Origin of the sequence: Variovorax paradoxus (assembly GCF_024734665.1) — a bacterium.
Classification (GTDB): Bacteria; Pseudomonadota; Gammaproteobacteria; order Burkholderiales; family Burkholderiaceae_C; genus Variovorax.
This window is the reverse complement of sequence record NZ_CP102931.1, coordinates 1413068-1437809: the sequence shown is the minus strand read 5'-3', so window position 1 is coordinate 1437809 and position 24742 is coordinate 1413068. Positions and strand designations below refer to the sequence as shown.

23 protein-coding genes are annotated in these 24742 nt (G+C 63.2%); 15 read left to right on the top strand and 8 right to left on the bottom strand.

The window, feature by feature from the left end; all coding sequences use genetic code 11:
* Positions 1–113: 113 nt before the first annotated feature.
* The 4 genes from NWF24_RS06795 (at position 114) to NWF24_RS06780 (ending at position 2833) form a co-directional block, all read left to right on the top strand.
* The gene (locus tag NWF24_RS06795; protein WP_258353523.1) at positions 114–509 is read left to right on the top strand and encodes a hypothetical protein; all 396 of its coding nucleotides are present in this window, start codon (positions 114–116) and stop codon (positions 507–509) included.
* 169 nt (positions 510–678) lie between these two features.
* Positions 679–1161: a GreA/GreB family elongation factor gene (locus tag NWF24_RS06790; protein ID WP_258353522.1), complete on the top strand. Its 483-nt coding sequence runs from the start codon at positions 679–681 to the stop codon at positions 1159–1161.
* Positions 1162–1499: 338 nt separating this feature from the next.
* A complete protein-coding gene (locus tag NWF24_RS06785; RefSeq protein ID WP_258353521.1) occupies positions 1500–2336 on the top strand; it encodes an IclR family transcriptional regulator in 837 nt (278 codons plus the stop codon).
* Between the two features lie 170 nt (positions 2337–2506).
* Positions 2507–2833, top strand: a complete 327-nt coding sequence (locus NWF24_RS06780) for an EthD family reductase (RefSeq protein WP_258353520.1) — start codon at positions 2507–2509, stop codon at positions 2831–2833.
* A gap of 200 nt (positions 2834–3033) precedes the next feature.
* On the opposite strand, the gene NWF24_RS06775 is transcribed toward NWF24_RS06780, so the two are convergent.
* Positions 3034–3834: a DUF4303 domain-containing protein gene (locus tag NWF24_RS06775; RefSeq protein WP_258353519.1), complete on the bottom strand. Its 801-nt coding sequence runs from the start codon at positions 3832–3834 to the stop codon at positions 3034–3036.
* A 15-nt stretch (positions 3835–3849) separates the two neighbouring features.
* Positions 3850–4233, bottom strand: coding sequence for a nuclear transport factor 2 family protein (locus NWF24_RS06770; protein WP_258353518.1), 384 nt, complete (start codon positions 4231–4233; stop codon positions 3850–3852).
* A 191-nt stretch (positions 4234–4424) separates the two neighbouring features.
* Here NWF24_RS06770 and NWF24_RS06765 point away from each other — a divergent pair, with 191 nt between their 5' ends.
* The 4 genes from NWF24_RS06765 to NWF24_RS06750 all read left to right on the top strand — a co-directional run bounded on the left by NWF24_RS06765 (position 4425) and on the right by NWF24_RS06750 (position 8711).
* Positions 4425–5771: an MFS family transporter gene (locus NWF24_RS06765; RefSeq protein ID WP_258353517.1), complete on the top strand. Its 1347-nt coding sequence runs from the start codon at positions 4425–4427 to the stop codon at positions 5769–5771.
* A gap of 246 nt (positions 5772–6017) precedes the next feature.
* Positions 6018–6536, top strand: coding sequence for a DUF4760 domain-containing protein (locus tag NWF24_RS06760; RefSeq protein WP_258353516.1), 519 nt, complete (start codon positions 6018–6020; stop codon positions 6534–6536).
* A gap of 109 nt (positions 6537–6645) precedes the next feature.
* A complete protein-coding gene (locus NWF24_RS06755; protein WP_258353515.1) occupies positions 6646–7986 on the top strand; it encodes a C4-dicarboxylate transporter DctA in 1341 nt (446 codons plus the stop codon).
* A 20-nt stretch (positions 7987–8006) separates the two neighbouring features.
* Positions 8007–8711, top strand: coding sequence for a GntR family transcriptional regulator (locus tag NWF24_RS06750; RefSeq protein ID WP_258353514.1), 705 nt, complete (start codon positions 8007–8009; stop codon positions 8709–8711).
* A 298-nt stretch (positions 8712–9009) separates the two neighbouring features.
* Here the strand turns inward: NWF24_RS06750 and NWF24_RS06745 are convergent, their stop codons facing one another.
* Both NWF24_RS06745 and NWF24_RS34265 read right to left on the bottom strand, forming a co-directional pair.
* Complete coding sequence (locus tag NWF24_RS06745; protein ID WP_258353513.1) at positions 9010–9342, bottom strand: hypothetical protein; 333 nt, start codon at positions 9340–9342, stop codon at positions 9010–9012.
* Between the two features lie 53 nt (positions 9343–9395).
* On the bottom strand, positions 9396–9590 hold the full coding sequence (locus tag NWF24_RS34265; RefSeq protein WP_375338442.1) for an RHS repeat-associated core domain-containing protein: 195 nt from the start codon (positions 9588–9590) through the stop codon (positions 9396–9398).
* Between the two features lie 107 nt (positions 9591–9697).
* Between NWF24_RS34265 and NWF24_RS06740 the strand changes: the two genes are divergently transcribed.
* Positions 9698–9964, top strand: coding sequence for a hypothetical protein (locus NWF24_RS06740; RefSeq protein WP_258353512.1), 267 nt, complete (start codon positions 9698–9700; stop codon positions 9962–9964).
* 424 nt (positions 9965–10388) lie between these two features.
* Here NWF24_RS06740 and NWF24_RS06735 read toward each other — a convergent pair whose 3' ends face one another.
* Together NWF24_RS06735 and NWF24_RS06730 are read right to left on the bottom strand one after the other, a co-directional pair.
* On the bottom strand, positions 10389–11171 hold the full coding sequence (locus NWF24_RS06735) for an RHS repeat domain-containing protein (RefSeq protein WP_258353511.1): 783 nt from the start codon (positions 11169–11171) through the stop codon (positions 10389–10391).
* Positions 11131–15231 carry a DUF6531 domain-containing protein gene (locus tag NWF24_RS06730; protein WP_258353510.1) on the bottom strand — a complete coding sequence of 1367 codons (4101 nt, stop codon included), beginning with the start codon at positions 15229–15231 and terminating at the stop codon, positions 11131–11133. The genes NWF24_RS06735 and NWF24_RS06730 overlap by 41 nt, the downstream gene beginning before the upstream one ends.
* A gap of 372 nt (positions 15232–15603) precedes the next feature.
* On the opposite strand from NWF24_RS06730, the gene NWF24_RS06725 reads away from it, so the two are divergent.
* The 3 genes from NWF24_RS06725 (at position 15604) to NWF24_RS06715 (ending at position 18795) form a co-directional block, all read left to right on the top strand.
* Positions 15604–16710, top strand: a complete 1107-nt coding sequence (locus tag NWF24_RS06725) for an AI-2E family transporter (RefSeq protein ID WP_258353509.1) — start codon at positions 15604–15606, stop codon at positions 16708–16710.
* Between the two features lie 137 nt (positions 16711–16847).
* A complete protein-coding gene (locus tag NWF24_RS06720; protein WP_258353508.1) occupies positions 16848–17285 on the top strand; it encodes a DUF2141 domain-containing protein in 438 nt (145 codons plus the stop codon).
* Positions 17286–17298: 13 nt separating this feature from the next.
* The gene (locus tag NWF24_RS06715; RefSeq protein WP_258353507.1) at positions 17299–18795 is read left to right on the top strand and encodes a carotenoid oxygenase family protein; all 1497 of its coding nucleotides are present in this window, start codon (positions 17299–17301) and stop codon (positions 18793–18795) included.
* Between the two features lie 6 nt (positions 18796–18801).
* Here NWF24_RS06715 and NWF24_RS06710 read toward each other — a convergent pair whose 3' ends face one another.
* Entirely contained in the window at positions 18802–19704 is a 903-nt protein-coding gene (locus tag NWF24_RS06710) for a LysR family transcriptional regulator (RefSeq protein ID WP_258353506.1), read from the bottom strand.
* 110 nt (positions 19705–19814) lie between these two features.
* Here NWF24_RS06710 and gcl point away from each other — a divergent pair, with 110 nt between their 5' ends.
* The 3 genes from gcl to NWF24_RS06695 are packed head-to-tail and all read left to right on the top strand — an operon-like array spanning position 19815 to position 23364.
* Positions 19815–21605, top strand: a complete 1791-nt coding sequence (gene gcl / locus NWF24_RS06705) for a glyoxylate carboligase (RefSeq protein WP_258353505.1) — start codon at positions 19815–19817, stop codon at positions 21603–21605.
* A 22-nt stretch (positions 21606–21627) separates the two neighbouring features.
* Positions 21628–22413: a hydroxypyruvate isomerase gene (hyi, locus tag NWF24_RS06700; protein ID WP_258353504.1), complete on the top strand. Its 786-nt coding sequence runs from the start codon at positions 21628–21630 to the stop codon at positions 22411–22413.
* 42 nt (positions 22414–22455) lie between these two features.
* Positions 22456–23364, top strand: coding sequence for a 2-hydroxy-3-oxopropionate reductase (locus NWF24_RS06695; RefSeq protein ID WP_093178036.1), 909 nt, complete (start codon positions 22456–22458; stop codon positions 23362–23364).
* 3 nt (positions 23365–23367) lie between these two features.
* Here the strand turns inward: NWF24_RS06695 and NWF24_RS06690 are convergent, their stop codons facing one another.
* Positions 23368–24705, bottom strand: a complete 1338-nt coding sequence (locus NWF24_RS06690; RefSeq protein ID WP_258353503.1) for an NAD(P)/FAD-dependent oxidoreductase — start codon at positions 24703–24705, stop codon at positions 23368–23370.
* Between the last annotated feature and the right edge of the window lie 37 nt (positions 24706–24742).

Below are 24742 nucleotides of genomic sequence, written 5' to 3'. Positions count from 1 at the left end.
GAGATCGCCGGAAACTGCGGCACTCGGCCAGAACCGGTCGGTCGCTGCTTCGGCAGAACAGCCAAGAACTGCCATTCGTTCAAGCTGAACATTGACTTTGAGAAGGGAGTCGCATGCACCGAGCAATTGCGCTGGTTTTATGCCTGGTCGTAAGCGTTTCAGCAATGGCACAGCCATCGGAAGAAAAAAGAGCAGCGTATGAAAAGGAACACGCTGACATAGTGAAGATGTTCCGGACCGAGACGGGGTTCGAGGAGATCGACCGAGGGGAAGTCCTTCAGTTCATCGACAGCAAGCAATCGAGAGTTTTCTTGGTAACGAAGCCGGGCCATCCAGCACACCCAGCAGTCATAACTCGTCAAGCATTCGAGTACAAGGGACAACTCTTTCTAAAATCTGGCGGCATGGGGCGAGGAGATCAGAACGCCCTAGAAATTTGGGTCAACTACTTGAACTCAGAGGCCAAGGCGGTTATTGATAAAAAGCGCGAAGAGGCTGTCAAACCATGACGGTCCATGGCGTTGGACGCAAGCATCGAACGGCAGCTCTCGCGACGTCCGAGTGACGGCAAGGGCCCACAGCTGAAGTTAACCTGCAGCCAACAGAGGCGTCGAAGGCTTCTGGAGCCCTTCATAATCAAAACCTGCCCCCGCTTGTTCGAGATGCCGACCTTTCGTCATGGATAAATTCTTGCTGCAACAGCAGGTGCTGGAACGGCTCGCCGAAGACCTGCTGCAAGCCGAACAGGCAGTGCGGGCAGCCCATGAAACGGCGACTCACGAAGAAAACATCGCCGAAAACAAGTACGACACATTGGGACTCGAAGCCGCCTACCTGGCCACCGGCCAAGCTCGGCGCGCCGAAGCCATACGCCAGGCGATGGCCAATTGGCGCCGATTCCGCCCGCGTCCCTACGACGCCATCAAAGGCATACAGCTCGGCTCGCTGGTCTGCCTAGTCGACTCCGACGACAAGCAGCAACAGCTCTTTCTCGGCCCGGATGGGGGCAGCATGAAGTTGGTCAGCGGCACTCAGCTTGTTCAGGTCATCAGTAGCGAAGCCCCTTTGGGTAGGGCAATGCTGGGCAAATTCGAGGGTGATGAGGTGTCGATACAGGTCGCTCCAATCCAACAGCAGTTTGAGGTGCTGAGGGTTCTTTAAGCCGTAAGCAAGTTCACGCCGAATTGACCGAGGTCAGCAGACGTGCAGGCGTCGTGAACGTACCGGCTGAGCAGCAAGGTCAGCAGTACTTAAAACCGGCCACTGGGTCGAGATGACACTGGCGCATGAATGGCCGCTGCGTGGTCAAGACCGTGAACTCAGGAGGCCGACATCACCGGCAGCAACCGTTGCGAAGCGGAGGTCCGGCGGCCAGTCTGATGACAGCAATGGCCCTGCAGCACCGACCGCCCTTCGGCTACAGTCGGCCAGGAGCCGTCCTTTGGAGATGTCCGTTTAGGGTAGGCTTTGTGCTCGCCCGCAGCCGTTGTTGTAACTACATGCCCGCACGTCAGACGAGAAGGCCCAATACTCTCGCCGGAACGCAACTGGCGGCATCCGCTGCTCGTCGACCATCCAGCGTCAAATCGGCCGATCGCGTGTTCGACCTCCTCGAGCTGCTGGCGGGCACGGGCCGGGCCATGAACCACGGAGAACTCTCGCGCCGCACCGCGATACCCAAAGGTAGCCTCACGGCGCTCCTGCGCAACCTGATAACCCGCGGCTATGTCGAATATTTGGAGCGCACGCAAGACTACCGCCTTGGCGAGCGAGCGTACGACCTGGCCAGGCGCGGCGCACACCACCGTGACTTGGTCAGTCTCAGCCAGCCTTGGTTGGACGGCTTGGTGCGGGTCACCGGCGAATCGAGCATGCTGGTAGTGCGGCGCGACGATATGGCAGAGCGCATCGCCGCCTCTGCAACACCCCGCGCCGTCCTGTACACGACCCACGTCGGGGTCCTCATGCCGCTGTACGCCACGTCTGGTGGAAAGATCCTGCTGGCCTGGCAGCCAGCGGCGGAGCGAGAGACCTACTTGCGCAAGGTGTCGCTGCAACCGCGTACGGAGAAAACGATCCGTTCCGTCGGCGTGCTGCGGCGGCAATTGCGGGTGGTGCGTGACGAAGGCGTTGCGTGGTCGTGGGGTGAATTTACTGCGGGCCTGGTAGGCGTTTCTGTGCCCGTGCTGGACGTGCACGGCCGAGCCATTGCTGCGCTGGGCATCACGTTGCCGGAGAGCCGCTTCGACGAACTGCGCCAGGAGGCCGTACTGCAGGCTCTTCGATCGACGGGCGCAAAGATCGCCGACGCGGTCGCGGCTGTCGCCCTCAAATAGCGTTCACATTCGTGAACAGTGGCTGGCCGAGGGTGGCAGACCGCGACCACACTCTGAACTCCTTATCAAAGCACCGATGACAGGTGCCGCGCAGGTTCTATTCATAACCATGGACTGAGTGCGCCCGGAGGCGACGCCTCGACTACCGTGCAACAACAGGAGAAAACCCGATGATCAAAGTCAGTGTCATGTACCCGTACGCCGCAGGCGCGCGATTCGATCATGCTTACTACCGCGAGAGGCATATGCCAATGATGAAACAGCTGCTCGGCGCTGCATGTCTGTACTACACGGTGGACAAGGGCATCGCAGGTGGTGCTCCGGGCACCGACCCTGTTTACGTGGCCAAGTGCGACTTCGTCTGCACTTCTGTCGAAGCATTCCAGGCAGCCCGCGGCCCGCACGCGCAGGAGATCAGGGGCGACATAGCCAATTACACGGATATACAACCCGTTCTGCAATTTAGTGAGGTGGTAGTGGAGCGTTCGGAGAGTTGACCAAGGGTCGACGACATAGAAGTTCCTCCCTTGATACACGAGAGCTTTTGGTGATTAGTCGTATGCCCGCTTTCGAGCGTTGAACTCCCGAGATCGAAGGACAGGAACGGGCCCTGAGCAGCCATGGAAATTTCGCAAAGCGGTCACTCAGTCGACGTTTCCGCTGACCGTTAACCCGCCAAGACCATCCCCATCAGCACTCACTCGCAGAGCCTGATCCAGCGTTCAAGCCGCCCCACCACACGCGGAGTATTGAGCCGGGCAATCGACCCTTCCATGTCCTCAGCGCCTTCGCTTTGGCACAGCAGCACAACCTCTTCACGCACGGCGCCAGTACCAAAGAACCCTTCGCGATCAAGTTGTTCCATCGCGGCGACGCAGGCTTCGAAGAGGCCCGCGTGCAAAACGTCGAATTCAACACTGCAGGGCAAGTCGTTGCGGTGGCAGGACAGGATCATGCGATAGGCGATGTCGAGAAACTCGTCACCCTCCGAATAGGGCCACTCGGTGGAGCACCAGATCTCGCTTTCGTCGTCCATGTCGCCGGGCTCGCCCAGCGCAAGAACGCCGGCGGCGTGGATGATGGTCATCGCGCTGTCGTCACTGCCCAGCGCGAAGAGGCGGATGGTTTCGTCGGGGTGGGCCGCGCGAATGGCCTGGAAGGCGTGGCGGGCGCCATCGCGAATCTCGGCGGTGAGCAGGGGGAAGTCGATGCGAGCCGGGTCGTGCGTGCCCTGGCGTACCCGCTTGTAGCCCTGGGCCTCGATCTCGCTGCTGCGCTGCACGATGGCATCCTTCGCGGCCTGCGGACTGGCAAACTCGGCGACGCTGGAGCGCCCCATGGTTTTCACCTTGCCATTCGCGGCCCACAGTGAGTTGCCGAACTGGCGCAGTTCGTGGAAGTCGGTGGGCACCTCGTTGTCGAAGCGGTAGAACAGTGACCATGTCATGGCGGGGAGAACTCCTTCTGGCGGGGTGCTGCGTCTCCTGAATTTGAACATTCAGCTTGTGCGCAATCACGCTGCCCGTTCGACCCACTGGGCGCGCCAGGCGGGGGCGTCGAAGGGATCGGCAAAGTATTGAGTCTCGCGCGACACCTTTCCATCCCGGAACTCCATGATGCTCACGGTAAAGGCGCTCTTGCCCTCGTAGTCGATCGCATACTCGGTGATCCAGAGACTGCCCTCCCCCACGACGCGCCGGACCGCAAACCCCGACGGCTTGCCAGGGTGATGGCTGCGAAGTGCTTGCAGGTTGTGACGGCCGTGGATGACCTCGCCTGACTGCGGGTACACACAAACAGCGTCGTCGTGATAGATCTCATGCTCGACGACCTGGTCGCCTGCGGCGGACGCAGCCCAATGTCTGTCGATCGCCGTCCGGATGTTCTGCTCTTCCATCGTCGACCTCCATTGCGAGCCCGCTTGCTTGCGGCACCCCCATTCTAGGTATTTACCCTTGCGTACCGATACGTAGCCGCCCGGCGGCAGGCTACGGACGACAGTCCGGCGGCGGCCGGACAGACTCGGCGGAACGGCTTCGCGCGGCTTTGCGGCGGGCCGCAGCAAGAGACAAGCAAGGACCCCTTTCCATGACAGCCATCGCAAGCAATGCGACCGCCGGCGCCTCCAGCCCCGACGCGACCGCCGCCAACAACACCCCGTACACCTTCGAAGAAAAGCGCAAGCGCATCTTCGCCATCTTTGCCGCCTCGTCCGGCAACCTGGTGGAGTGGTTCGACTTCTACGTCTACGCTTTCTGCGCCATCTACTTCGCGCCGGCGTTCTTCCCCAAGTCGGACCCCACCGTGCAGCTGCTGAACACCGCCGGCGTGTTCGCCGCCGGTTTTCTCATGCGCCCGATCGGCGGCTGGCTGTTCGGCCGCCTGGCTGACCGCAAGGGTCGCAAGACTTCCATGGTGACTTCGGTCGTCATGATGTGCGTGGGCTCGCTGGTCATCGCCTGCCTGCCGACCTACGCACAGATCGGCGCCGCTGCGCCCGCGCTGCTTCTGGCCGCGCGGCTGCTGCAGGGCCTGTCGGTCGGCGGCGAGTACGGCACCACCGCCACCTACATGAGCGAAGTGGCGATGCGCGGCCAGCGCGGCTTCTTCTCGTCGTTCCAGTACGTCACGCTGATCGGCGGCCAGTTGCTGGCGGTGGTGGTCGTCGTTGTGCTGCAGCAGGTGCTCGACGAAGCCGAGCTCAAGAGCTGGGGCTGGCGCATTCCGTTCGTCATCGGCGCCATCGCCGCGGTGGTCGCACTCATGCTGCGCCGCACGCTGACCGAAACCGCGAGCACCAAGACACGCGCCGCCAAGGGCGCGGGCACGATGCGCGAGCTGTTCACGAACCACAAGCGCGCCTTCTTCGTGGTGCTGGGCTACACGGCCGGCGGCTCGCTGATCTTCTACACGTTCACCACCTACATGCAGAAGTACCTGGTGAACTCGGCTGGCATGTCGATCAAGACCGCCAGCAACGTGATGACGGCCTGCCTGTTCATCTACATGTGCATGCAGCCGCTGTTCGGCGCGCTGTCGGACCGCATCGGCCGCCGCACCAACATGCTGCTGTTCGGCGCACTGGGCGCGCTGATGACGGTGCCGGTGCTGAGCAACCTGCAGAGCGTGAGCAGCCCGCTTGTGGCCGGCATGCTGATCACGCTCGCACTGGCGGTGGTGAGCTTCTACACCTCGATCAGCGGCATCGTGAAGGCCGAGATGTTCCCGCCCGAGATTCGTGCGCTGGGCGTGGGCCTGTCTTACGCGGTGGGCAATGCCATCTTCGGCGGCAGCGCGGAATACGTGGCGCTGGGACTGAAGTCGATCGGGCACGAGTCGTACTTCTACTGGTACGTGACGGGAATGATGGGAGTGGCCTTCCTCGTCAGCCTGCTGCTGCCGAAGCAGGCGACGTACCTGCATCACGACAAGTAAGCAAGCGCCCGGACAGAGCACCCCTGCAAACCGGGCGACAGAGGGCCCGGAAATACCCTCTGATTTCCTCGCAAGCCCCCCCGGAACGGACCTGCCCGTCCGGGGCCGCGTCTTCGGCACGGCGGCCATGCCGCCGCAACGTGCCGAGCAGGCGCCTCCCGCATTCGAGGGATGCTGCATCCGTCGAGAAAGCACAGACTCGGGACGGCCTCCATGGCCCGCTTTCACGACGAAGGAGCACAAGGCATGAACGAAATTCTCTCGGCGTGTGCCCAGCAGATGACGCAGCAGAATGGCGTTGCGTTTCGCGACTGGCTTTCGCTGCTGGCGCTGGTCGCAGGCATATGCACATTCATCTGGAAGCTCTACGCGGATACGAAGTCCGCCCGCTACCGGGAAACCGTCGGATTTCTCGAGAAGCGGACCGCCGGGCTGATGGCTGACTGGAAGCTCGTGCAAAAGGCTGTTGCCGAAGGCCAGGACTTTGACGATGCGGCAAAGAGCATGCTGGGCATGCTCGATACCGTGGCTCTCCTGGTCAAGAAGAAAGCCTTCGACAAAGAGCTGGTCTACAACTACTGGTGGGCGTACTTCATCGATGCGAAGAAGAACCCGGCGGTCGAGGCATGGATCAAGGCTCGCCACGATCTCGACAAGCACGTCCTGGAACACTTCCTGGAGCTCCACGCCGAGTTCAAGAAACGCTGCGATGCGGAACAGGCTCAGGCGACGGTTACCACCGCGCCCCCGCCTCCTTCCGCATAGGCCCGGGAATACCCTCTGACCTCCCCAAAGTCTTCTTGCCTACAGTTCTTGTATGCAAGACAAGGCGTTGCTTGCATGCAAAACCTAGACAAGACAGACAGGAGACTCCATGCCTCGCTTCGCCAAATCGCTTTTCGGTCAGGTGGTCATCGCGCTGGTGCTCGGCGTGCTCGCGGGGCTCTTCGCGCCCGAGTACGCCGTCAAGCTCAAGCCGCTGGGTGACGGGTTCATCAAGCTGATCAAGATGATCATCCCGGTGCTGGTGTTCTGCGTGGTGGTGCATGGCATTGCCGGCGCGGGAGACCTGAAGCGCGTGGGCCGGGTGGGTGTGAAGTCGCTCATCTACTTCGAGGTGCTGACCACCATCGCGCTGGCGATGGGCCTGGTGCTGGCCTTCGTGTTCCAGCCCGGCGCGGGCATGAACGTCGACCCGTCGAAGCTCGACCCGGCCGCGATGAGCGCCTATGCCTCGAACGCCGACAAGCTCACGAGCGGCGGCACGGTCGAGTTCCTGATGAAGCTCATTCCAACCACGGTGGTCAGTGCCTTCGCCACCGGCGACGTGCTGCAGGTGCTGCTGTTCGCGGTGCTGTTCGGCTGCGCGCTCACGCTGCTGGGCGAGCGCGGCAAGCCGGTGGCCGTGGTGGTCGATGCGCTCTCGCTGGTGCTGTTCAAGATCATGGGGATCATCATCAAGCTGGCGCCGCTGGGCGTGCTGGGCGCCATCGCGTTCACGGTCGGGCAATACGGCATCGGCTCGCTCAAGCAGCTGGGCATGCTGGTTGCGCTCTTCTACGGCGCGGTGCTGATCTTCGTGTTCGTGGTGCTCGGGCTGGTGATGCGCATGTCGGGCTTCAGCCTGATCAAGCTGCTGCGCTACCTGCGCGAAGAGCTCACCATCGTCTTCGCCACCACCTCGTCGGACAGCGTGCTGCCGCAGATCATGGCCAAGCTGCGCCGCATGGGCATCCGCGATTCGACGGTCGGCCTGGTGATTCCCACGGGCTACTCGTTCAACCTCGACGCGTTCTCCATCTACATCACGCTGGCGGCCGTGTTCATCGCGCAGGCCACCAACACGCCGATCTCGATGACTGACCTGATGACGATCCTGGCGATCGCACTGGTCACGTCCAAGGGCGCGCACGGCGTGCCGGGCTCGGCCATCGTGGTGCTGGCCGCCACGCTGCACGCCATTCCGGCGATTCCCGCCATCGGGCTGGTGCTGGTGCTGTCGGTCGACTGGTTCATGGGCATCGCCCGCGCGCTGGGCAACCTGATCGGCAACTGCGTGGCGACTGTGGCCATCGCCGCATGGGAAGGCGACATCGACCGCGAGCGCGCACACGCGGTGCTCGACGGCCGCTACTCGCCTGACGACGAGCCGCTGGCAGAGGCAGAGCCCGTGGTAAACACCGCAGGCACCACCACCGCCTCGAGCGCCCACTGAAGAAGAAAAAGAAAAGAAACATGCCCGCCGACGTCAGCCCCACCGTCATTGCCGAACGCGTCGTCGAGGCCATCCTCGCGCAGAAGCTCGCACCGGGCGAGCGGCTCGGCGAGCAGGCGCTGGCCGAGAACTTCTCGGTGAGCCGCACGATGGTGCGCGAGGCGCTGATGCAGTTGCAGGCGCGCGGTTTTGTCGAAGTGCAGTCGCGCCGCGGCTGGTACGTGGTGGAGCCCTCGGCCGAAGAAGCGCGCGATGCTTTCTCCGCGCGGCGCATCGTCGAAGCCGGCATTCTCGAAGCGAGCGAGGGGCGGCCGCTGTCGAAGGTGATCCGCAAGCTGCGCGACCACATCGCCGACGAGCAGCGCGCCATCGAAGGCGCCGATGCCGCAACGCGCGCCTTCCTGCTGGCCGACTTCCATGTCTGCCTGGCCGAGCAGATGGGGCACCAGTTGCTGGTCGACGTGCTGCGCGACCTCACGGCGCGCACCACGCTGGCGGCCACGCTCTACCAGTCGAAGCACGAGGCGGGGCAGTCTTGCTCGGAGCACGGCGCCATCGTCGCGGCCCTTGAGGCCGGCGACACCGCCGGGGCGCGGCGGCTGATGCTGGAGCACATCGGCAATGTCGAACGGGCGCTGGAAGTGGATGCGGCGGCCGAGCCCGATGCGCCGAGCAGGCTCAAGGCCACGCTGGCGCCGGTGGCGCTGCCGCGCGCACGGCGCTAACGGCCGCATGGCCACGCGCCCTCGCGGCGCTGATGCAGCCGGCAATGACGCCAGGCTTGCACTGATTCGTGGCCGGCCGGGCAAGAAGCCCTTCATGCACCGTCAGTTCCTGGGGGCCGCAATCAGGTACAACCTCCGTCGAGGTGATTGGGGTGAGTGGTGGTGATCTGAACTGCGCCCAACTGAAACTGCACATCGGATTTCTATTGCCTGGTATCGATGCCATGCGGCCCGCGATACAAATGGCTCGAACCCAGCAGGTCTCAGACACATCCGAGCTACTAACATGATCCGCGTGTTAAAGGCGGACATCAATGTTGTGACGACCATAAACTATTTCCACATCAGACCCGAAGTCTCTTGGCGACGGCACGCGCCCCGTTAGTTTTGCGTAAAGCGATCGCAAGTAACCCGGCTTGTCTTCCACTTCATCTAGAGGTACCTCATGAGGTACCACCGCGCGCCAATACTTTTCGATAGCGCCCGATGACGAGATGAACTCAATAGCATCTAGCGCTCTTTGTTGGCTCTCTAGCCCGAAGCGGTCGAAGTCAGCCTTCATCGCATCAAACAGCTTGGCGCGGCAGCCAAGATCATTGATATGGAAATCATCCAGCTCGTCATCACTCATGACGTGCAAGTAGTAGTTCAACTTGGAGATGTAGTCAGGAAAAATTTGCATGTTTAAGGCTTGGAGATGAATCGCCTATGCACCGGGTCGTAGTACCGATACCGGTTGTAATGCAGCCTCGTTTCTTCATTCCAATACTGCCCCTGGAAGCGGATCGGATTTCGGAACCCCGCTTTCCTGCCCACTTCTCTGATCGCCTGCCTCGCCTCATCCCAAGCCCTGTGCCGACCAAGCCACACGCCCCTCATGGTCCGTCAGCTCCTGCGACGTGCCTAGGTCGCCGCAGGTAGAGGGCAATTCTTTCCTTGACGAATGGCGCAAACACTTGGCGATGTAATCCGTTTCATAACAGGTCTTGCTCGATACCGTAGCGCCCGCTGTTATTGGCCATCGACGCCTTCATATCTGTGGTCTCGTTCAATCAGACGGCTTACCTGATGCTGCGGTGGACTTGATTTATGCACTCGAGCTTTGGTTCGTGATGCCACCGGCCTATCCAGCCTTTGCCAATCCCGGCTGGCGACCTCATTCATCCCAGCGAATTTGGCGCATGCCATTTTTCATTGATTTTTCCAGTCATAAAGTCGGATTATTTTTTGGCAAAATGACCGCCTACAGATAGAAATACCGACATTGACCACCTCCTCTCAATTCGCCATCAACCTTGGATTCCAAAAAATTCCCTAAAACCCATAATGCCGCTCGCCTGAATGGAATTTTTCAACACTCATCTTTAATGCGAAACGCCCCCTTCAAACTTACTTCGCAATCCAAATCTCCGTCCTCGTAGCACCTTACGGCCTCACCGTGCAACGCATTTCTTACCAGATCATATAATTTCATTGATCTGAAATTCACCTCTAACCACATGGAGAAATTGCTTTCCAGAATCAGTCGAGCATCATATTCAGCCGCGGACTGTAGAAGCCGATCTTTTAGACAAATCTCCTGTTCTTGAGATTTGATATAAGCATCACTGGACTTCAACGAATCTATGACGCGTTGCATCAAAAATTCATCGTCAAACACCAATCTATATTCATAACTCATGATCCATGCGCCCTTCCTCGAACAAATGGCAAGTCAATAGGATTACGAATCCCGATATGCGTCTCCTTGGGGTCCAGCGAAACAATCCCACGATCACTTAGTTGATTTCCGATGGGATCTTCCTTGTGGACGTGCGCATTATTTCCCGATTTATATGGACAAGGGCATTTGTTTCCATATTTATGAACCCTGACTTCTGACCCATCCGCATGTGTCCAAGCTTCATTAACACCATTGTTTTTCTTTTTGGAAAAACCCGAATTGCTCAGCAATGAACCAACATTCGGCACGCTTCGCCCCTTCATCCGAGGCAAATCGGATGCGGCTGAAAGTCCCAATGGATCAACCCATTCAATAGCGTTGCTTGCGTACTCGAACACATTGAAGCCGCCAGCCAGCCCGATCGGGTCCTTTGATGCGAAGCGCCCCGTCTGCGGGTCGTAATACCGATACCGGTTGTAGTGCAGCCCCGTCTCTTCATCCCAATACTGCCCTTGGAAGCGGATCGGATTCCGAAACCCCGCTTTCCTGCCCGCCTCGCTGATCGCCTGCCTCGCCTCACCCCACGCCTTGTAGCTCGCCGACCAGGCCACACGCCCCTCATGATCCGTCAGCTCCTGCGGCGTGCCCAGATGGTCGCATTGGTAGAAAGCAATCTCTTCCTTGACGAATGGCGCAGGCGTTTGGCTTTGTTCTCCATTCCATAGCGGATCCTGCTCGATGTCATAGCGTCCGCCGTTATCGGCCATCAGCGCCTTCACATCCATCGTCTGGCTCAACGCAACTGCCCGCCCGCCGGATCTGCACCAGCGGCACGAACGAGCCAGGTTCATGGATGTAGTGGACGCTGTCGCCCTGCCATGCCTGCTCCTGCTGCGCCTCCGTGCTCTGCGTACTCTCGAACGCCAGCGTGTCCCCGTCCCAGCCGAACAAGGTGCAGGCATGCCGCGTGCGCTTGGCGATGCGCCGGCCCAGCGGGTCGTAGCTGAAGCTCGTGATTTCGCCGAAGGTTTCGGCGCTGCGCATGCGGTTGTAGCCGTCCCAGGTGAACACCGTCTTTTCGCCGTTGCGGCTGCGCTCGATCAGGTTGCCGCGCTCATCCCACTTGTAGTGGGTGCCGGCGTAGTCCTTCAGCAGGTTGTCCATCAGCTTGCCGACCATGCTGCGGCCGTCATCGCCCGAGCGAACGGCAACACGATTGGTGGTGCGGCCCGCCGGCTGCGCACCGCCTTCCACGTCTGAAGACGAGTCGCCGATGTTGCCCGCTGGATCGAACGCGAAGGTCTCGCGCCCCAGCCGGCTGTTGGCTTCGAGCAGTCGCCCTACCGGGTCATAGCGATAGCTCAGGTTGCCGCGCCGGCTGTCGCCGATGGCGATCAACTGGCCGGCCCTGTCGTATTGGTAGCTGCGGCGGATGCCGGTGGGTTCGAGGGCACCGCGCCTGGTCTGGGAGATTTGCTGCTCCAGCAATCGGCCGGCCGGGTCGTAGTTCTGTCTCTGTATGAGCCCGTTGGCCTGCTCGCGCGCAATCTCGCGGTGCAGGTTGTCGCGCTCGAAGCCCAGGATGTCTTGCCCGTCGATGAGCAATCCGTGGACATGGCCCGAGCCGTAGGTCAGCCACTGGGTGACGTGGCCATCCGGGCGGATGGTGGCTATGCGCTGATTGAGTTCGTTGTAGCCATGCTGCCAGACCGCGGTGCGTGCGCCCTCCACGTAGAGCTGATGCTCGCGCGTCAGGTTGCCCGCGGGGTCATAGAACCATTGCAGCTTCGCATCGCTGTTCCTGGCTTCGATCAATCGGCCGTTGCGGTCGTAGGCAAAGCTTTCGGCGTCGCCACCGGCCTGGCGCTCGCTCAGGCGGCCGATCGGATCGAATTGCAGCAGCGTGGTGTGCTCGCCCTCGACCACTTCCGCCAGCACCCCGGTGGACTCTTCATAGCGATACCGTGTGATCTTGCGGTCGAAGCCGGTTTCTTCCAGCAACCGACCCACCGGGTCATAGCGGAAGTTGTAGCGGCTGCCGCTCTCGTTGTGGAGTTCGCCCAAACGTCCCAGCAGATCCCAGCGGTACTTGAGCGTGTGGCCTGCCGCGTCGGTGCGCTCGGACATGAGGCCGGAGCGCGTGTAGTCGTAGCTCGTCCTGCGCCCCAGCGCATCGGTGTGCGCGAGCAGGCGTCCCTCCGCGTCGTGCCTGAAATGCTCGCTGGTGTTGTCGGGCAGGGTGATTTCCTCGAGCTGGCCTGGACGGCTGGCATTCGTCGCGGTCGTGGCCTGCCGCTGTCCGTTCGCCCCGGTGTAGCGATAGCGGGTGCTCTGGCCCATTGCATCGGTCGCTTTGACCAAGCGCCCCTGCTCGTCGTATTCCCATCGAGTGGTCTTGCCCGAGCAATCGGTGTGGCTGGCAAGTTGACCAGCGTACGTGTAGGCCAGCGTCTTGACGCCGCCCTTCGCATCGGTAATTCGCAACGGCCGGCCGGCCTTGTCGTAGGCGTATTCGGTCTTGTGCCCCAGCGGGTCGATCTCTTCGACGAGGTTGCCGTCGGCGTTGTAGTCGCGCTTCCAGACACCACCCTCGGCGTCGCGCAGGCCCGTCATGCGCCCGCGCTTGTCGTGCGCAAGGTGCACCTGGCTGCCGTCGGCCCAGGTGTGGGTCCGCAGGTTACCGTCGGCGTCGTAGCTGAAGTCGTCCGTGCTGCCATCGGTATGAACATGGCGAGTGATGTTCTTTGCTTCATCGCGGAAGAACCACTCCTGGCGCTTGTCTGGATGGACGATCCGGTAGGTGTAGCCGAGGATGTCGTAGTAGTACCAGGTCTCGCCGCCAAGCGCGTCGGTCGCATAGGTCAACCGGATGTTCCTGTCCCACTCCAGCTTGAGGGCAAAGCTCCCGTCATCACTCCACTCGCGCACGGCCTTTGCATCGGCGCCGGTGCCGTTGTATTCGAGGTTCATGCCGCGGCCGGTGCGGTCGGTGTAACGGGTCACGAGGTGATGGCTGTAGCTGTAGCTCCAGCTCTCGCCGTTTTCGTCCTGGGCCGAGACGAGGTCGCCTTCGGCATCGTGAACATAGGCGGCGAGTTGGCGCACGACCTGGCCGCCCTTGATCTCCCATAGGCTGGTGATCAATCCGCTTTGCGCATCGGGGCGCGTGCCGACATGGGCAATCGTGAGCCCACCTTGCTTGCTGATGATGTCGCTCAGAACCTGCTCGCCTGTGGCTGCAATCACGTGGTCGTAGCGCAAGCCGATGACGGCTTCCTTGCCGGCATGCAGCGCGACGAGACGAAAGTGCTGCCTGCTCTGGGTCGAAACCTTGCGAGCCACGGTATTCACGAGTTCGTAGACCTCGCGCCAGTCGCTGGCCTCGCCGGCCGATACGGGCTTGCCGAAATCCACGGTCAACAGCGTCTCGCTCAGACGTGTGAGCGTCACTTCTTCGATGGCATCGCGATGGCCCTGGCCCACGGCCAGCAGCGGGTAGGCATGACTGCGGCCGTCCGCGCCGTGATAGATCAGGCTGAGCTGGCCGGCTCGCGGACCTTGGGCCGGCGTGGCGATGTCCACGCGAGTGCTGTAGGACGTGAGCCATCTCGCGCCGAGGCTGCCCTGATCGAAAGCGCCAAGATTGCTGCGGTAGGTGCGCGCCCAGGTGATGGGCAACGGCGCAGCCAACGTGAAGTCGACGTGAGTGAAGCTTTCACAGCCGGTCGCAAGGCTGATGGCGAACTTGCTTGCCGAGGGCACCGGTGCACCGGAAACCGGACAGTTCTTGCAACCGGGGTCGCCGTTGACAGGAGCCTGCACACGGAGGTGCTCGACCCGGGTGTCGGCCCTGTTCTTTGTTGCTTCGGCACCGGCACCTGGCGGCACGATTGCCGCGCGCAGGCTCTTCCGCTGCGCAATGGCCGCCAGCAGCTTGCGCAGCAGCCACATGATGCTGCCCTCCAGTTCCTGGCTGGCGAGGTCCGTCAGTTGCTTGCGAAAGTCCACCTTCAAGGTGCTCAGACTCGCGATCACCTCGTTGACCTTGACCCTGACGCTTTCAGGCAGGTAGCCGGCTGCCTTCCTGGCGGCGTAGTTGGCGGTTCGTTTGGCCGTGCCCTCGGAGTACTTCACCGCCCGGCGCCACATGCCGCTCCATGTGCTTTGGGTCTTAGGGTCGTAGTCGTTGGTTTCCGCGGCACCCGGATTGGCGATGGTGAAGAGGTCTTGCCCGCCGAGAACGCGCTGGAGGATGCCGATCAGGTTGTCCAGGATGCCGTCGGAGAGCCTTGCACAGTCTTCCAGAATGCCCGAGAGCCTGGCGATGGCCCCGTCGATGAAAGTCTCAAGTTCACCGACGATGGATGCATTCAGATGTCCCACCAGCGTGGTGACGATGGTCTCGCCAAGATTCCTGGCCCCATGCATGAGCTCTTGCTTGACCAGATGCAGCGTGGGCCGCAGGCTCATGCGCGCTGCGGCCATGGTGGGCGGTGCAGGAATCAGGCCGATGAGATTGATGCCCAGGCTGGCCCAGTTCAGGAACCTTGTGACGGCATCGGTCGACCTCTTCTCGAGGATGGTGACGATGTCGAGAAACACATCCACCAGCGCCATGATGTTGCCCACGATGGGGATGCTGCCCAGCACCGTGGTCAGCCGATCGAGCGTGACGTAGCCGCCGGTGAAGGAACGTAGCCACTCGTCCACCACCTTGCTCGCGGCGGCGATATCTTCCTTGGCGACGGTGTTCAGCGGAGCGACGGCCGTCTGAGGCTCGCGCTCGGCGGTCGATGTCGGTGCAGGCTGGCCTTGGTGTGCGTTCGATGGTGGCTGCTGCGGCGTGTCTGGTCCCATTGCCCAGTCTCCCTGACTGCGTCTGTTCTGTTGTGAAAATCAATTGAAAAGAGAAGGCTTGGCCGCGCCGGGTCATTGCCGAATCAGTGCATGCAGATACGACAAACCGCCTAAAGGCAATTCGCTAATTCGCTCTATACGAATATCGATTGCAAATTGAGCTTCACGCCCACCTCCTCTTTCACTTCCCGCAAATCATTCTAGAAAGCGATCAGGCGCAAATACGGGTATCTAAATAAACGAACGGTCTCTGGTGCGTGATTTATCTCAATATACGCAACGCAAAAAGGGCGCCCCCTCAATCGATCGAGTGAGACACAACCGGCGAACGGCTCCCGCCGCCGCTGCGCTCGGCTACAGTCCGAGACAACTATGAACTCACCCCAACTCCAGCGCGGCGTGTTCCTCGCCCTTCTCGCCGCCGTGACCGCCGCCTTCCTCTGGGTGCTGATGCCGTTCTTCGGCGCAGTGCTGTGGGGGGTGGCGCTGGCGATCCTGTTCACGCCGCTCTACAAGTGGCTGCTGAAGAAGATGCGCGGCAAGCCCAACGCCGCGGCGCTGTCGACACTGGCCATCTGCCTGTTCATCGTGATCCTGCCGCTGGCGATGGTGGGCGTGTCGCTGGTGCAAGAGATCGCATTGGTCACGCAGAACATCCGCTCGGGGCAAATCAACTTCGCGGCCTACTTCCAGCAGATCCTCGATGCTTCGCCGCAATGGCTGCTGAACCTGGTGGAGCGCTTCAACCTCGGCGACATGGCAGCCTGGCAGGCGCGCGTGTCGGCCATCGCAGGGCAGGCCAGTCAGATCATCGCGAGCCAGGCGCTCACCATCGGGCAGAACACCTTCGACTTCGTGGTGAGCTTCTTCGTGATGCTGTACCTGCTGTACTTCCTGGTGCGCGACGGCGCGACGCTGTCGAAGACGATGCGCGATGCCGTGCCGCTGGCCAAGCCGCACACGCACTACCTGCTCAACAAGTTCACCACCGTGATCCGCGCCACCGTGAAGGGCAACGTGGCTGTGGCCATTGCGCAGGGCACCATCGGCGGGCTGGCCTTCTGGTTTCTCGGGGTGCAGGGCGCGCTGCTGTGGGCGGTGCTGATGGCGTTCCTCTCGCTGCTGCCCGCCGTGGGTGCCGCGCTGATCTGGGGGCCGGTGGCCATCTACTTCCTGGCCACGGGGCATTTCTGGCAGGGCGGCGTGCTGATCTTCGTGGGCGTGTTCGTGATCGGCCTGGTCGACAACATCCTGCGCCCCGTGCTGGTGGGCAAGGACACGCAGATGCCCGACTACATCGTGCTGATGTCGACCATCGGCGGCATGGCGATCTTCGGCATCAACGGCTTCGTGATCGGGCCGGTGATTGCGGCGCTGTTCATGGCCGCGTGGAGCCTGTTCGCGGATTCGGGGCACGTGGGCGCCGGGCACGAGGCGGCTGAAGGCGCGGAAAGCGCCGGAGACAAGAAAAAGGGCTGAGGTAGGCACGGGCGCCGGCCCGTTTGCCCCCGCCCGCGCGCATTTCACGCGCGCAAACCCGCGTTTCGTCACATGACGCTGGGCACCACGCCCAGCCTGCGAGATCGTCGGGCCTCCAACTTCCAACGAGGCCTGCCATGCAACTTCCCGCCCTCCTGTTCCGCCCGGTCGTGCGCGCCCTGTGCACCGCCGTGGCCCTCGCGCCTTTCGGTGCCCTTGCCGCCGATCTGAGCCTGAGCGTCGCCGACGGCCCCACTGCCGAAGCCACGCTCTACGTCGCGCTGTACAACGACGCCGCCAGCTACGCCGAAAGCAAGGCGGTGGCCTCGCAGACCGCGCCGATGCGCGAAGGCAAGGCCCGGCTCGTGTTCGCGGGGCTGGCCCCGGGGCGCTATGCGCTGCGCGTGTTCGCCGACGAGAACGGCAACGGCAAGCTCGACACCAACCTCATGGGCATGCCGACCGAGCGCTACGGCTTCTCGAACGACGCCAAGGGCAACCGTGCCCCGCCCACCTTCGAGGCCGCGGCTATCAGCGTCGACGCCGACCTGCAGACCGTCATTCACCTGCACTGAGGAGCAGACCGCCATGGAACGACGCGAACTCCTGCGCCTGCTGGTTTCGGCCGGCGCCCTGCCCTTGCTGGCACCGCTGGCGCGCGCCGCCGGTACCGACGATTGGCAAGCCCAGTTCGAAGCCGCCAGCGCGCCCTGGAAGACCGGCTTCGCCACGCCCCCGGGCGACCTGCCGCTGACCCGCGCCACGGTGCGCGGGCGCTTTCCCGATGCCGTCGCCGGCACGCTGTTTCGCATCGGCCCGGCCGGCCACGACCTGGGTGGCGAGCGCTATCACCACTGGTTCGACGGCGACGGCATGGTGCACAGCTTCATGATCGACGGCGCCGACGTGCGCCACCAGGGCCGCTATGTCGCCACGCCCAAGCGCGTGGCCGAGGTGAAGGCCGGCCGCCACCTGTTGGAAGCCTTCGGCACCATGCCGCCGGGCGTGGAGCCGCCGACCTCGGCCGACAGCATCAACGTCGCCAACACCAGCGTGCTGCCGATGCGCGGCGAGGTGCTGGCGCTGTGGGAAGGCGGCTCGGCCACGCGCATCGATGCGCGCACGCTGGACACGCTGGGCGTGAAGACCTGGCGCGCCGACCTCGCTGGCATGCCGTTCTCGGCCCACCCAAAGGTCGACCCAGACGGCACGATCTGGAACTTCGGCGTGAGCTCCGGCCAGGGCCTCCTGGCGCTGTACGAGATTGCGCCCGAAGGCACGCTGCGGCGCGCGGCCGTGGTGCCGGTGGCCGACATGCCGATGGTCCACGACTTCGCCGTGACCGAGCGGCACCTGGTGTTCCTGATGCCGCCGCTGGTCTACGACGGCAAGCGCAAGGAGGCCGGCGCGAGCTTTCTCGATGCCCACGTCTGGCGGCCCGAGCTCGGCATGCGCGCGCTGGTGGTCGACAAGCAGAACTGGGAAAAGCGCCAGATGCTCACACTGCCGGCCGGCTTCCTCTTTCACGTCGGCAACGCCTGGGAAGAAGACACGCCGCGCGGCACGCAGATCCACATCGACTACGTGCGCTCGGACAACGCCGACTCGGTGTTCACGACCAACCGCGAAGTGATGCGGGCGCGCGTTGTAAGAAGCACCCATCCACACCTGACCGTCGCCACGCTGAATCTCGGCACTGGCGAAGCCACGCAGAAGGCCCTGCCGCTGGAGGCCGAGTTTCCGCGCATCGACCCGCGCCGCGTGGGCATGCGCCACCGCAACGTGGTTCATGCCACGCAGATCCGACCTGATATTCCGGGCTTCGGCTCGATCGCGCGCACCGACGTCGAGACCGGCCGCAGCCAGCGCTTCAACTATGGCGCGCAGGCCATGGTGGAAGAGCACGTCTTCGTGCCGGACGGCTCGAAGCCGGGCTGGGTGCTGGGCACGGTGCTCGACTTCGGCCGGCAGAAGACGGTGCTGTCGTGCTTCGCAGCCGACAACCTGGCTGCGGGGCCGGTGGCGCAGGCCACGCTGCCCTATGCGTTGCCGCTGGGGTTGCACGGCGCATTCATTGCGGCCTGAAGAAGCTCAGGCCGCCCACCAGCCTTCGTCGAAACGCCCCTGCAGGAAGGCCACGAAGCCCGACACCTTGCCCGGCACCAGCTTGGGCGAGGGAAAGACGGCGTGGATCTCCTGCTCGGGCAGCGCATGGTCACCGAGCACTTCGCGCACTTTGCCTGCTGCCAGCGAGTCGCTGGCCACGTAGCGCGGCATCAGCGCAATGCCCAGCCCGTCGCGTGCGGCGGCCAGCACGGCAGAGAGGTTGTTCGAGCGGAAGCGGCCCGACACAGGCACCGTCACCGGCTCGCCCCTGGGTGTGTGCATGCGCCAGAACTCGTCGCCCACCACGCTGCTGTAGATGAGCGCCACGTGCGAGCTAAGGTCCTGCGCGCGCTTGGGCGTCCCGTGCTTCTTCAGGTAGGCCGGTGACGCGACCATCGCCCATGGGTTGACGCCCAGGTAGCGCGCGCCCAATGACGAATCCGCCAGCTTGCCCATGCGGATCGCCACGTCTATGCCCTGCGCGATCAGGTCCACATAGCGGTCCTCGAAGCTCAGGTCGAGCTGCACCTGCGGATGCCGGCGCATGTATTCGAGCGCCAGCGGCACCACCACGCGCCGCCCGAACGCCACCGACGTGCCCACGCGCAGCAGCCCCTGAGCCTGGTTCTGCCGCAGCTGCACGATGCTGTCGGCCTCCTCGGCCTCGCGCACGATGGTCTTGCACTTCTCGTAGTACAGCGCGCCCGGCTCGGTGAGGCTCACGCCGCGCGTGTTGCGGTTGAGCAGGCGCACCTTCAGCCGCGCTTCCGTGGCCGCGACCTGCTTGGTCACGGTGGGTTGCGTGGTGTTGAACTCGCGCGCCGCCTTCGAGAAGCTGCCGGTCTCGACCACGCGCACGAACATTTCCATTGCCAAGAGTCTGTCCATGGGCCGGATGGTAGTCACTTATTCCGCCATGGAATAGGTTTTATGGTCCCCAGCCGTCTTCTTCGAATGCCCCCCGCTTCCTACAGTGGGACCACCTCAAGGAGACTCAAATGGCAAAGATGACAGCGGTGCAAGCCGCGGTTCTGGTGATGGAAAAAGAAGGCGTGACGCAGGCCTTCGGCGTTCCGGGCGCGGCAATCAACCCGATGTATTCGGCGCTGCGCCAGCGCGGCAGCATCTCGCACATTCTTGCGCGCCACGTCGAAGGCGCCTCGCACATGGCAGAGGGCTACACCCGCGCCATCGCGGGCAACATCGGCGTGTGCATCGGCACCTCGGGCCCGGCGGGCACGGACATGATCACGGGCCTGTACTCGGCCTGGGCCGATTCGATCCCCATTCTCTGCATCACCGGCCAGGCGCCGCGCGCGCGGCTCTACAAGGAAGACTTCCAGGCGGTCGACATCGAGTCGATCTCCAAGCCCGTCACCAAGTGGTCGGTCACGGTGCGCGAGCCGGGCCAGGTGCCGCAGGTGTTCCAGCAGGCCTTTCACCTGATGCGCTCGGGCCGCCCGGGCCCGGTGCTGATCGACCTGCCCTTCGACGTGCAGATGGCGCAGATCGAATTCGACATCGACAGCTACGAGCCGCTCAAGCCCTACAAGCCGGCCGCCACGCGCGCCCAGATCGAAAAAGCCATCGGCATGCTGAATGCGGCCGAGCGCCCGCTGATCGTGGCCGGCGGCGGCGTCATCAACGCAGATGCGGCCGACCTGCTGGTGCGCTTTGCCGAAGCCACCGGCGTGCCGGTGATTCCCACCCTGATGGGCTGGGGCGCAATTCCCGACGACCATCCGCTGATGGCCGGCATGTGCGGCCTGCAGACCAGCCACCGCTACGGCAACGCGACGATGCTGGCGAGCGACTTCGTGCTCGGCATCGGCAACCGCTGGGCCAACCGCCACACGGGCTCGGTAGACGTGTACACCAAGGGCCGCACCTTCGTGCACGTGGACATCGAGCCGACGCAGATCGGCCGCGTGTTCACGCCTGACTTCGGCATCGTCTCGGACGCCAAGGCCGCGCTCGAACTCTTCGTCGAAGTGGCTGAGGAAATGAAGGCCGCAGGCCGCCTGCCCGACCGCCGCGGCTGGGCCAAGCAATGCATCGAGCGCAAGAAGACGATGCTGCGCAAGACCAATTTCGACGACGTGCCGATGAAGCCGCAGCGCGTGTACCAGTGCATGAACAACAACTTCAGCAACGACACCTGCTATGTGAGCACCATCGGGCTCTCGCAGATCGCGGCCGCGCAGTTCCTGCACGTGTACAACCCGCGCCACTGGATCAACTGCGGCCAGGCCGGCCCGCTGGGCTGGACCATTCCCGCCGCGCTGGGCGTGCGCGCTGCCGACCCGACGCGCAAGATCGTCGCGCTCTCGGGCGACTACGACTTCCAGTTCATGATCGAAGAGTTGGCCGTGGGCGCGCAGTTCAAGCTGCCGTACATCCACATCGTGGTCAACAACTCCTACCTCGGCCTGATCCGCCAGGCGCAGCGCGGCTTCGAGATGGACTACTGCGTGCAGCTCGCCTTCGACAACATCAACGCGGGCCCCGATGCAGGTATCGAGAGCAGCTACGGCGTGGACCACCTGAAAGTGGTCGAGGGCCTGGGCTGCAAGGCCATTCGCGTGAACAAGCAGGAAGAGATCGCGCCGGCCATCCGCCGCGCCGAGGCGCTGATGTCGGAGTTCAGCGTGCCGGTGGTGATCGAAGTGATGCTCGAGCGCGTGACCAACATCGCGATGGGCACCGAGATCGACAACATCACCGAGTTCGAGCCGCTGGCCGAGACCATCGCCGATGCGCCGACCGCTGTTGCGGCCATGCTGGATTGAGACTGCAAGAAAGAAAAACGACATGCCAAAGTTCGCAGCCAATCTCACGATGCTCTTCACCGAGCTGCCTTTCATGCAGCGCTTCGAGGCCGCCGCCAAGGCGGGCTTCGAGGGGGTGGAGTACCTCTTCCCCTACCCCTTCGAGAAGAAGGAACTTGCCGCCGCCCTGCGCGACAACGGCCTGCAGCAGGTGCTGCACAACCTGCCGGCCGGCGACTGGGACAAGGGCGAGCGCGGCATCGCCTGCCACCCCGACCGCACGGGCGAGTTCGCCGAAGGCATCGGCGTGGCGATCGACTACGCGACGGCGCTCGGCTGTCCGCAGGTCAACTGCCTGGTCGGCAAGGTGCCGGCCGGCGTGAGCAGGGAGCTTGCGCACAAGACGGTGGTCGACAACCTTCGCCTTGCCGCGCGCGAACTCGAAGCGGCGGGTTTGCGCCTGCTGATCGAGCCCATCAACACATTCGACATTCCGGGCTTCTTTCTCACGCGCACCGAGCAGGCACTGGTGCTGATCGAAGAAGTCGGCTCGGCCAACCTGCGCGTGCAGTACGACATCTACCACGCGCAGCGCATGGAGGGCGAGCTGGGCAACACGCTCACCAAGCACCTCGCGCAGATCGGCCACATCCAGCTGGCCGACAACCCGGGCCGCGGCGAGCCGGGCACGGGCGAGATCAATTACCCATGGCTGTTCAGGCACATCGATTCGCTCGGCTACGACGGCTGGATCGGCTGCGAATACAAGCCCCGCGCGACCACCGTGGAAGGCCTCGGCTGGCGCCAGGCGCTCACGCAGAAGCAATGAACATCGCGAACCTCGAGAACATCGGATAAGGAAACCAGAGACATGACGACCCAACAAAAAATCGGATTCATCGGCCTCGGCATCATGGGCGCGCCCATGGCGGGCCACCTGCTCGACGCGGGCCACCAGCTGTTCGTGAACACGCAGGGCAACACGCCCGAGCCTTTCATCTCGAAGGCCACGATCTGCGCCTCGGCCGCCGAAGTGGCGCGCCAGGCCGACATCATCTTCATCATGGTGCCGGACACGCCCGACGTCGAGAAGGTGCTGTTCGGCGAACCGGGCACGCAGGGCGTGGCCGAGGGTCTGAAGGATTCGCGCGGCAAGATCGTGGTCGACTGCAGTTCCATCGACCCGATTGCCACCAAGGGCTTCGCCAAGCGCATCATCGCGCTCGGCGCGGGCTACATCGACGCGCCGGTCTCCGGCGGCGAAGTGGGCGCCAAGGCTGCCAGCCTCACGATCATGTGCGGCGGCGACGAAGGCACCTTCGAGCGCGTGAAGCCGCTGCTCGACAAGATGGGCAAGAACGTGACGCTGGTGGGCGGCGCTGGCGACGGCCAGGTCTGCAAGGTGGCCAACCAGATCATCGTGGCGCTGAACATCGCGGCCGTGGGCGAGGCGCTGGTGTTCGCCTCCAAGGCCGGTGCCGATCCCGCCAAGGTGCGCCAGGCGCTGATGGGCGGCTTCGCCAGCTCGCGCATTCTCGAAGTGCATGGCGAACGGATGATCAAGCGCACCTTTGCGCCGGGCTTCCGCATCGCGCTGCACCAGAAGGACCTGAACCTCGCGATGCAGAGTGCGCGCTCGCTGGGCGTGTCGCTGCCGCAGACGGCGGGAGCGGCGCAGCTTATGAACGCATGCGCGGCGCTGGGCTATGGCCAGTTGGACCACTCGGCGCTGGTGCGCGCGCTCGAAGCGCTTGCCCAGCACACGGTCACTCCCGACTGAAGCTCAAGGTTTCGCAGCTTCCAGGGATTCCTTGAGGTTGCGCCGGCGCCATGCCCAGGTCTTGATGGCCTGCGGCAGGATGCCCAGGCACGACGCGTAGTACGTCACCTTGAAGCCCCAGAAGCGCGGGCCGATGGGAGTGTTGCGGAACAGGTCGCCGGCCAGGATGGACAGCAGCGCCTCCTGCATCCGCCAGATGTTGCGCGGGTTCATGAACAGCCGGCGGATGGCCGGCGAGGTGATGCGGTAGATGAACCACGAGAACATCTGCGGTCCGCGCTTCATCACCTTTTCGTAGTGGCGGAAGGCCTTCTCGGCTTCCTTCGCCTCGCCCTTGAGCCAGTGGTCGGCCGCGGTGGCGGCCTCGAAGCCGCTGTTCATCGCCAGGTACACGCCCGATGAGAACATCGGGTCGACGAAGGCGTAGGCATCGCCCACCATCATGAAGCGATCACCGCGGCAGAACGCGGAGTCGTAGGCGTAGTTGCCGGTGGAGGTGGCGCCCTCCATCAGCGTGGCGTTCTTCAGGCGCTCGGCCAGCTTGGGCGCGAGCGCGATGGTTTCCATCAGGAACTCTTCGAGCGTGCCCTTGCGGTTCTTGAAATAGGCGGGCGAAGCCACCGCGCCGACGCTCACGGTGCCGTCCTTCAGCGGGATATACCAGAACCAGCCGTGGTCGAACCAGAATAGCGTGATGTTGCCCTCGAAGCGGCCCGGCCGGCGCTCGGCGTTGGCGAAGTGGCCGAACAGCGCGGCACTGGCGTGCTTGCGGTTGCGGCGCTTGGCGTCGAACTGGTTCGACAGCAGCGTGTCGCGCCCGCTCGCGTCGATCACGAAGCGCGGTCGCCAGGCGGTCTCGGTGCCGTCGTCGGCCTTGACCTTCACCAGCGGGCGGTTGTCTGGCGTGCCCTTGCCCGCATCCATGTCCACGCCAGTGACGCGCTGGCCCTCGAGGGTGCGCGCGCCGCGATTGCCGGCATGGCGGAACAGCAGTTCGTCGAACTCCGAGCGGCGCACGTGCACCGCGTACGGAAAGCTCTTGTCCATTGCCTCGCCGAAGTGAAAGTGGCTGGTGTGGTCATGCCAGGGCGAGACGAACTCGGCGCCGTGCTTGCGGATGCCGATGGCCTCGACCTCGGTGCGCACGCCCAACCGGTCGAACAACGGCATGTTCATCGGCAGCAGCGACTCGCCGATGTGAAAGCGCGGATGCTGCGCCTTCTCGATCAGCACCACGTCGTGCCCCTTGTCCGCGAGCAACGCGGCCACCGTGGAGCCCGAAGGGCCGCCGCCGATGACCACGACATCGGGGTCGTTGCTGGTGAAAGGTCCGGATGTCATGCGCTGTTGCCCCTCATTGGTTTTGTCGTTGTTGGAG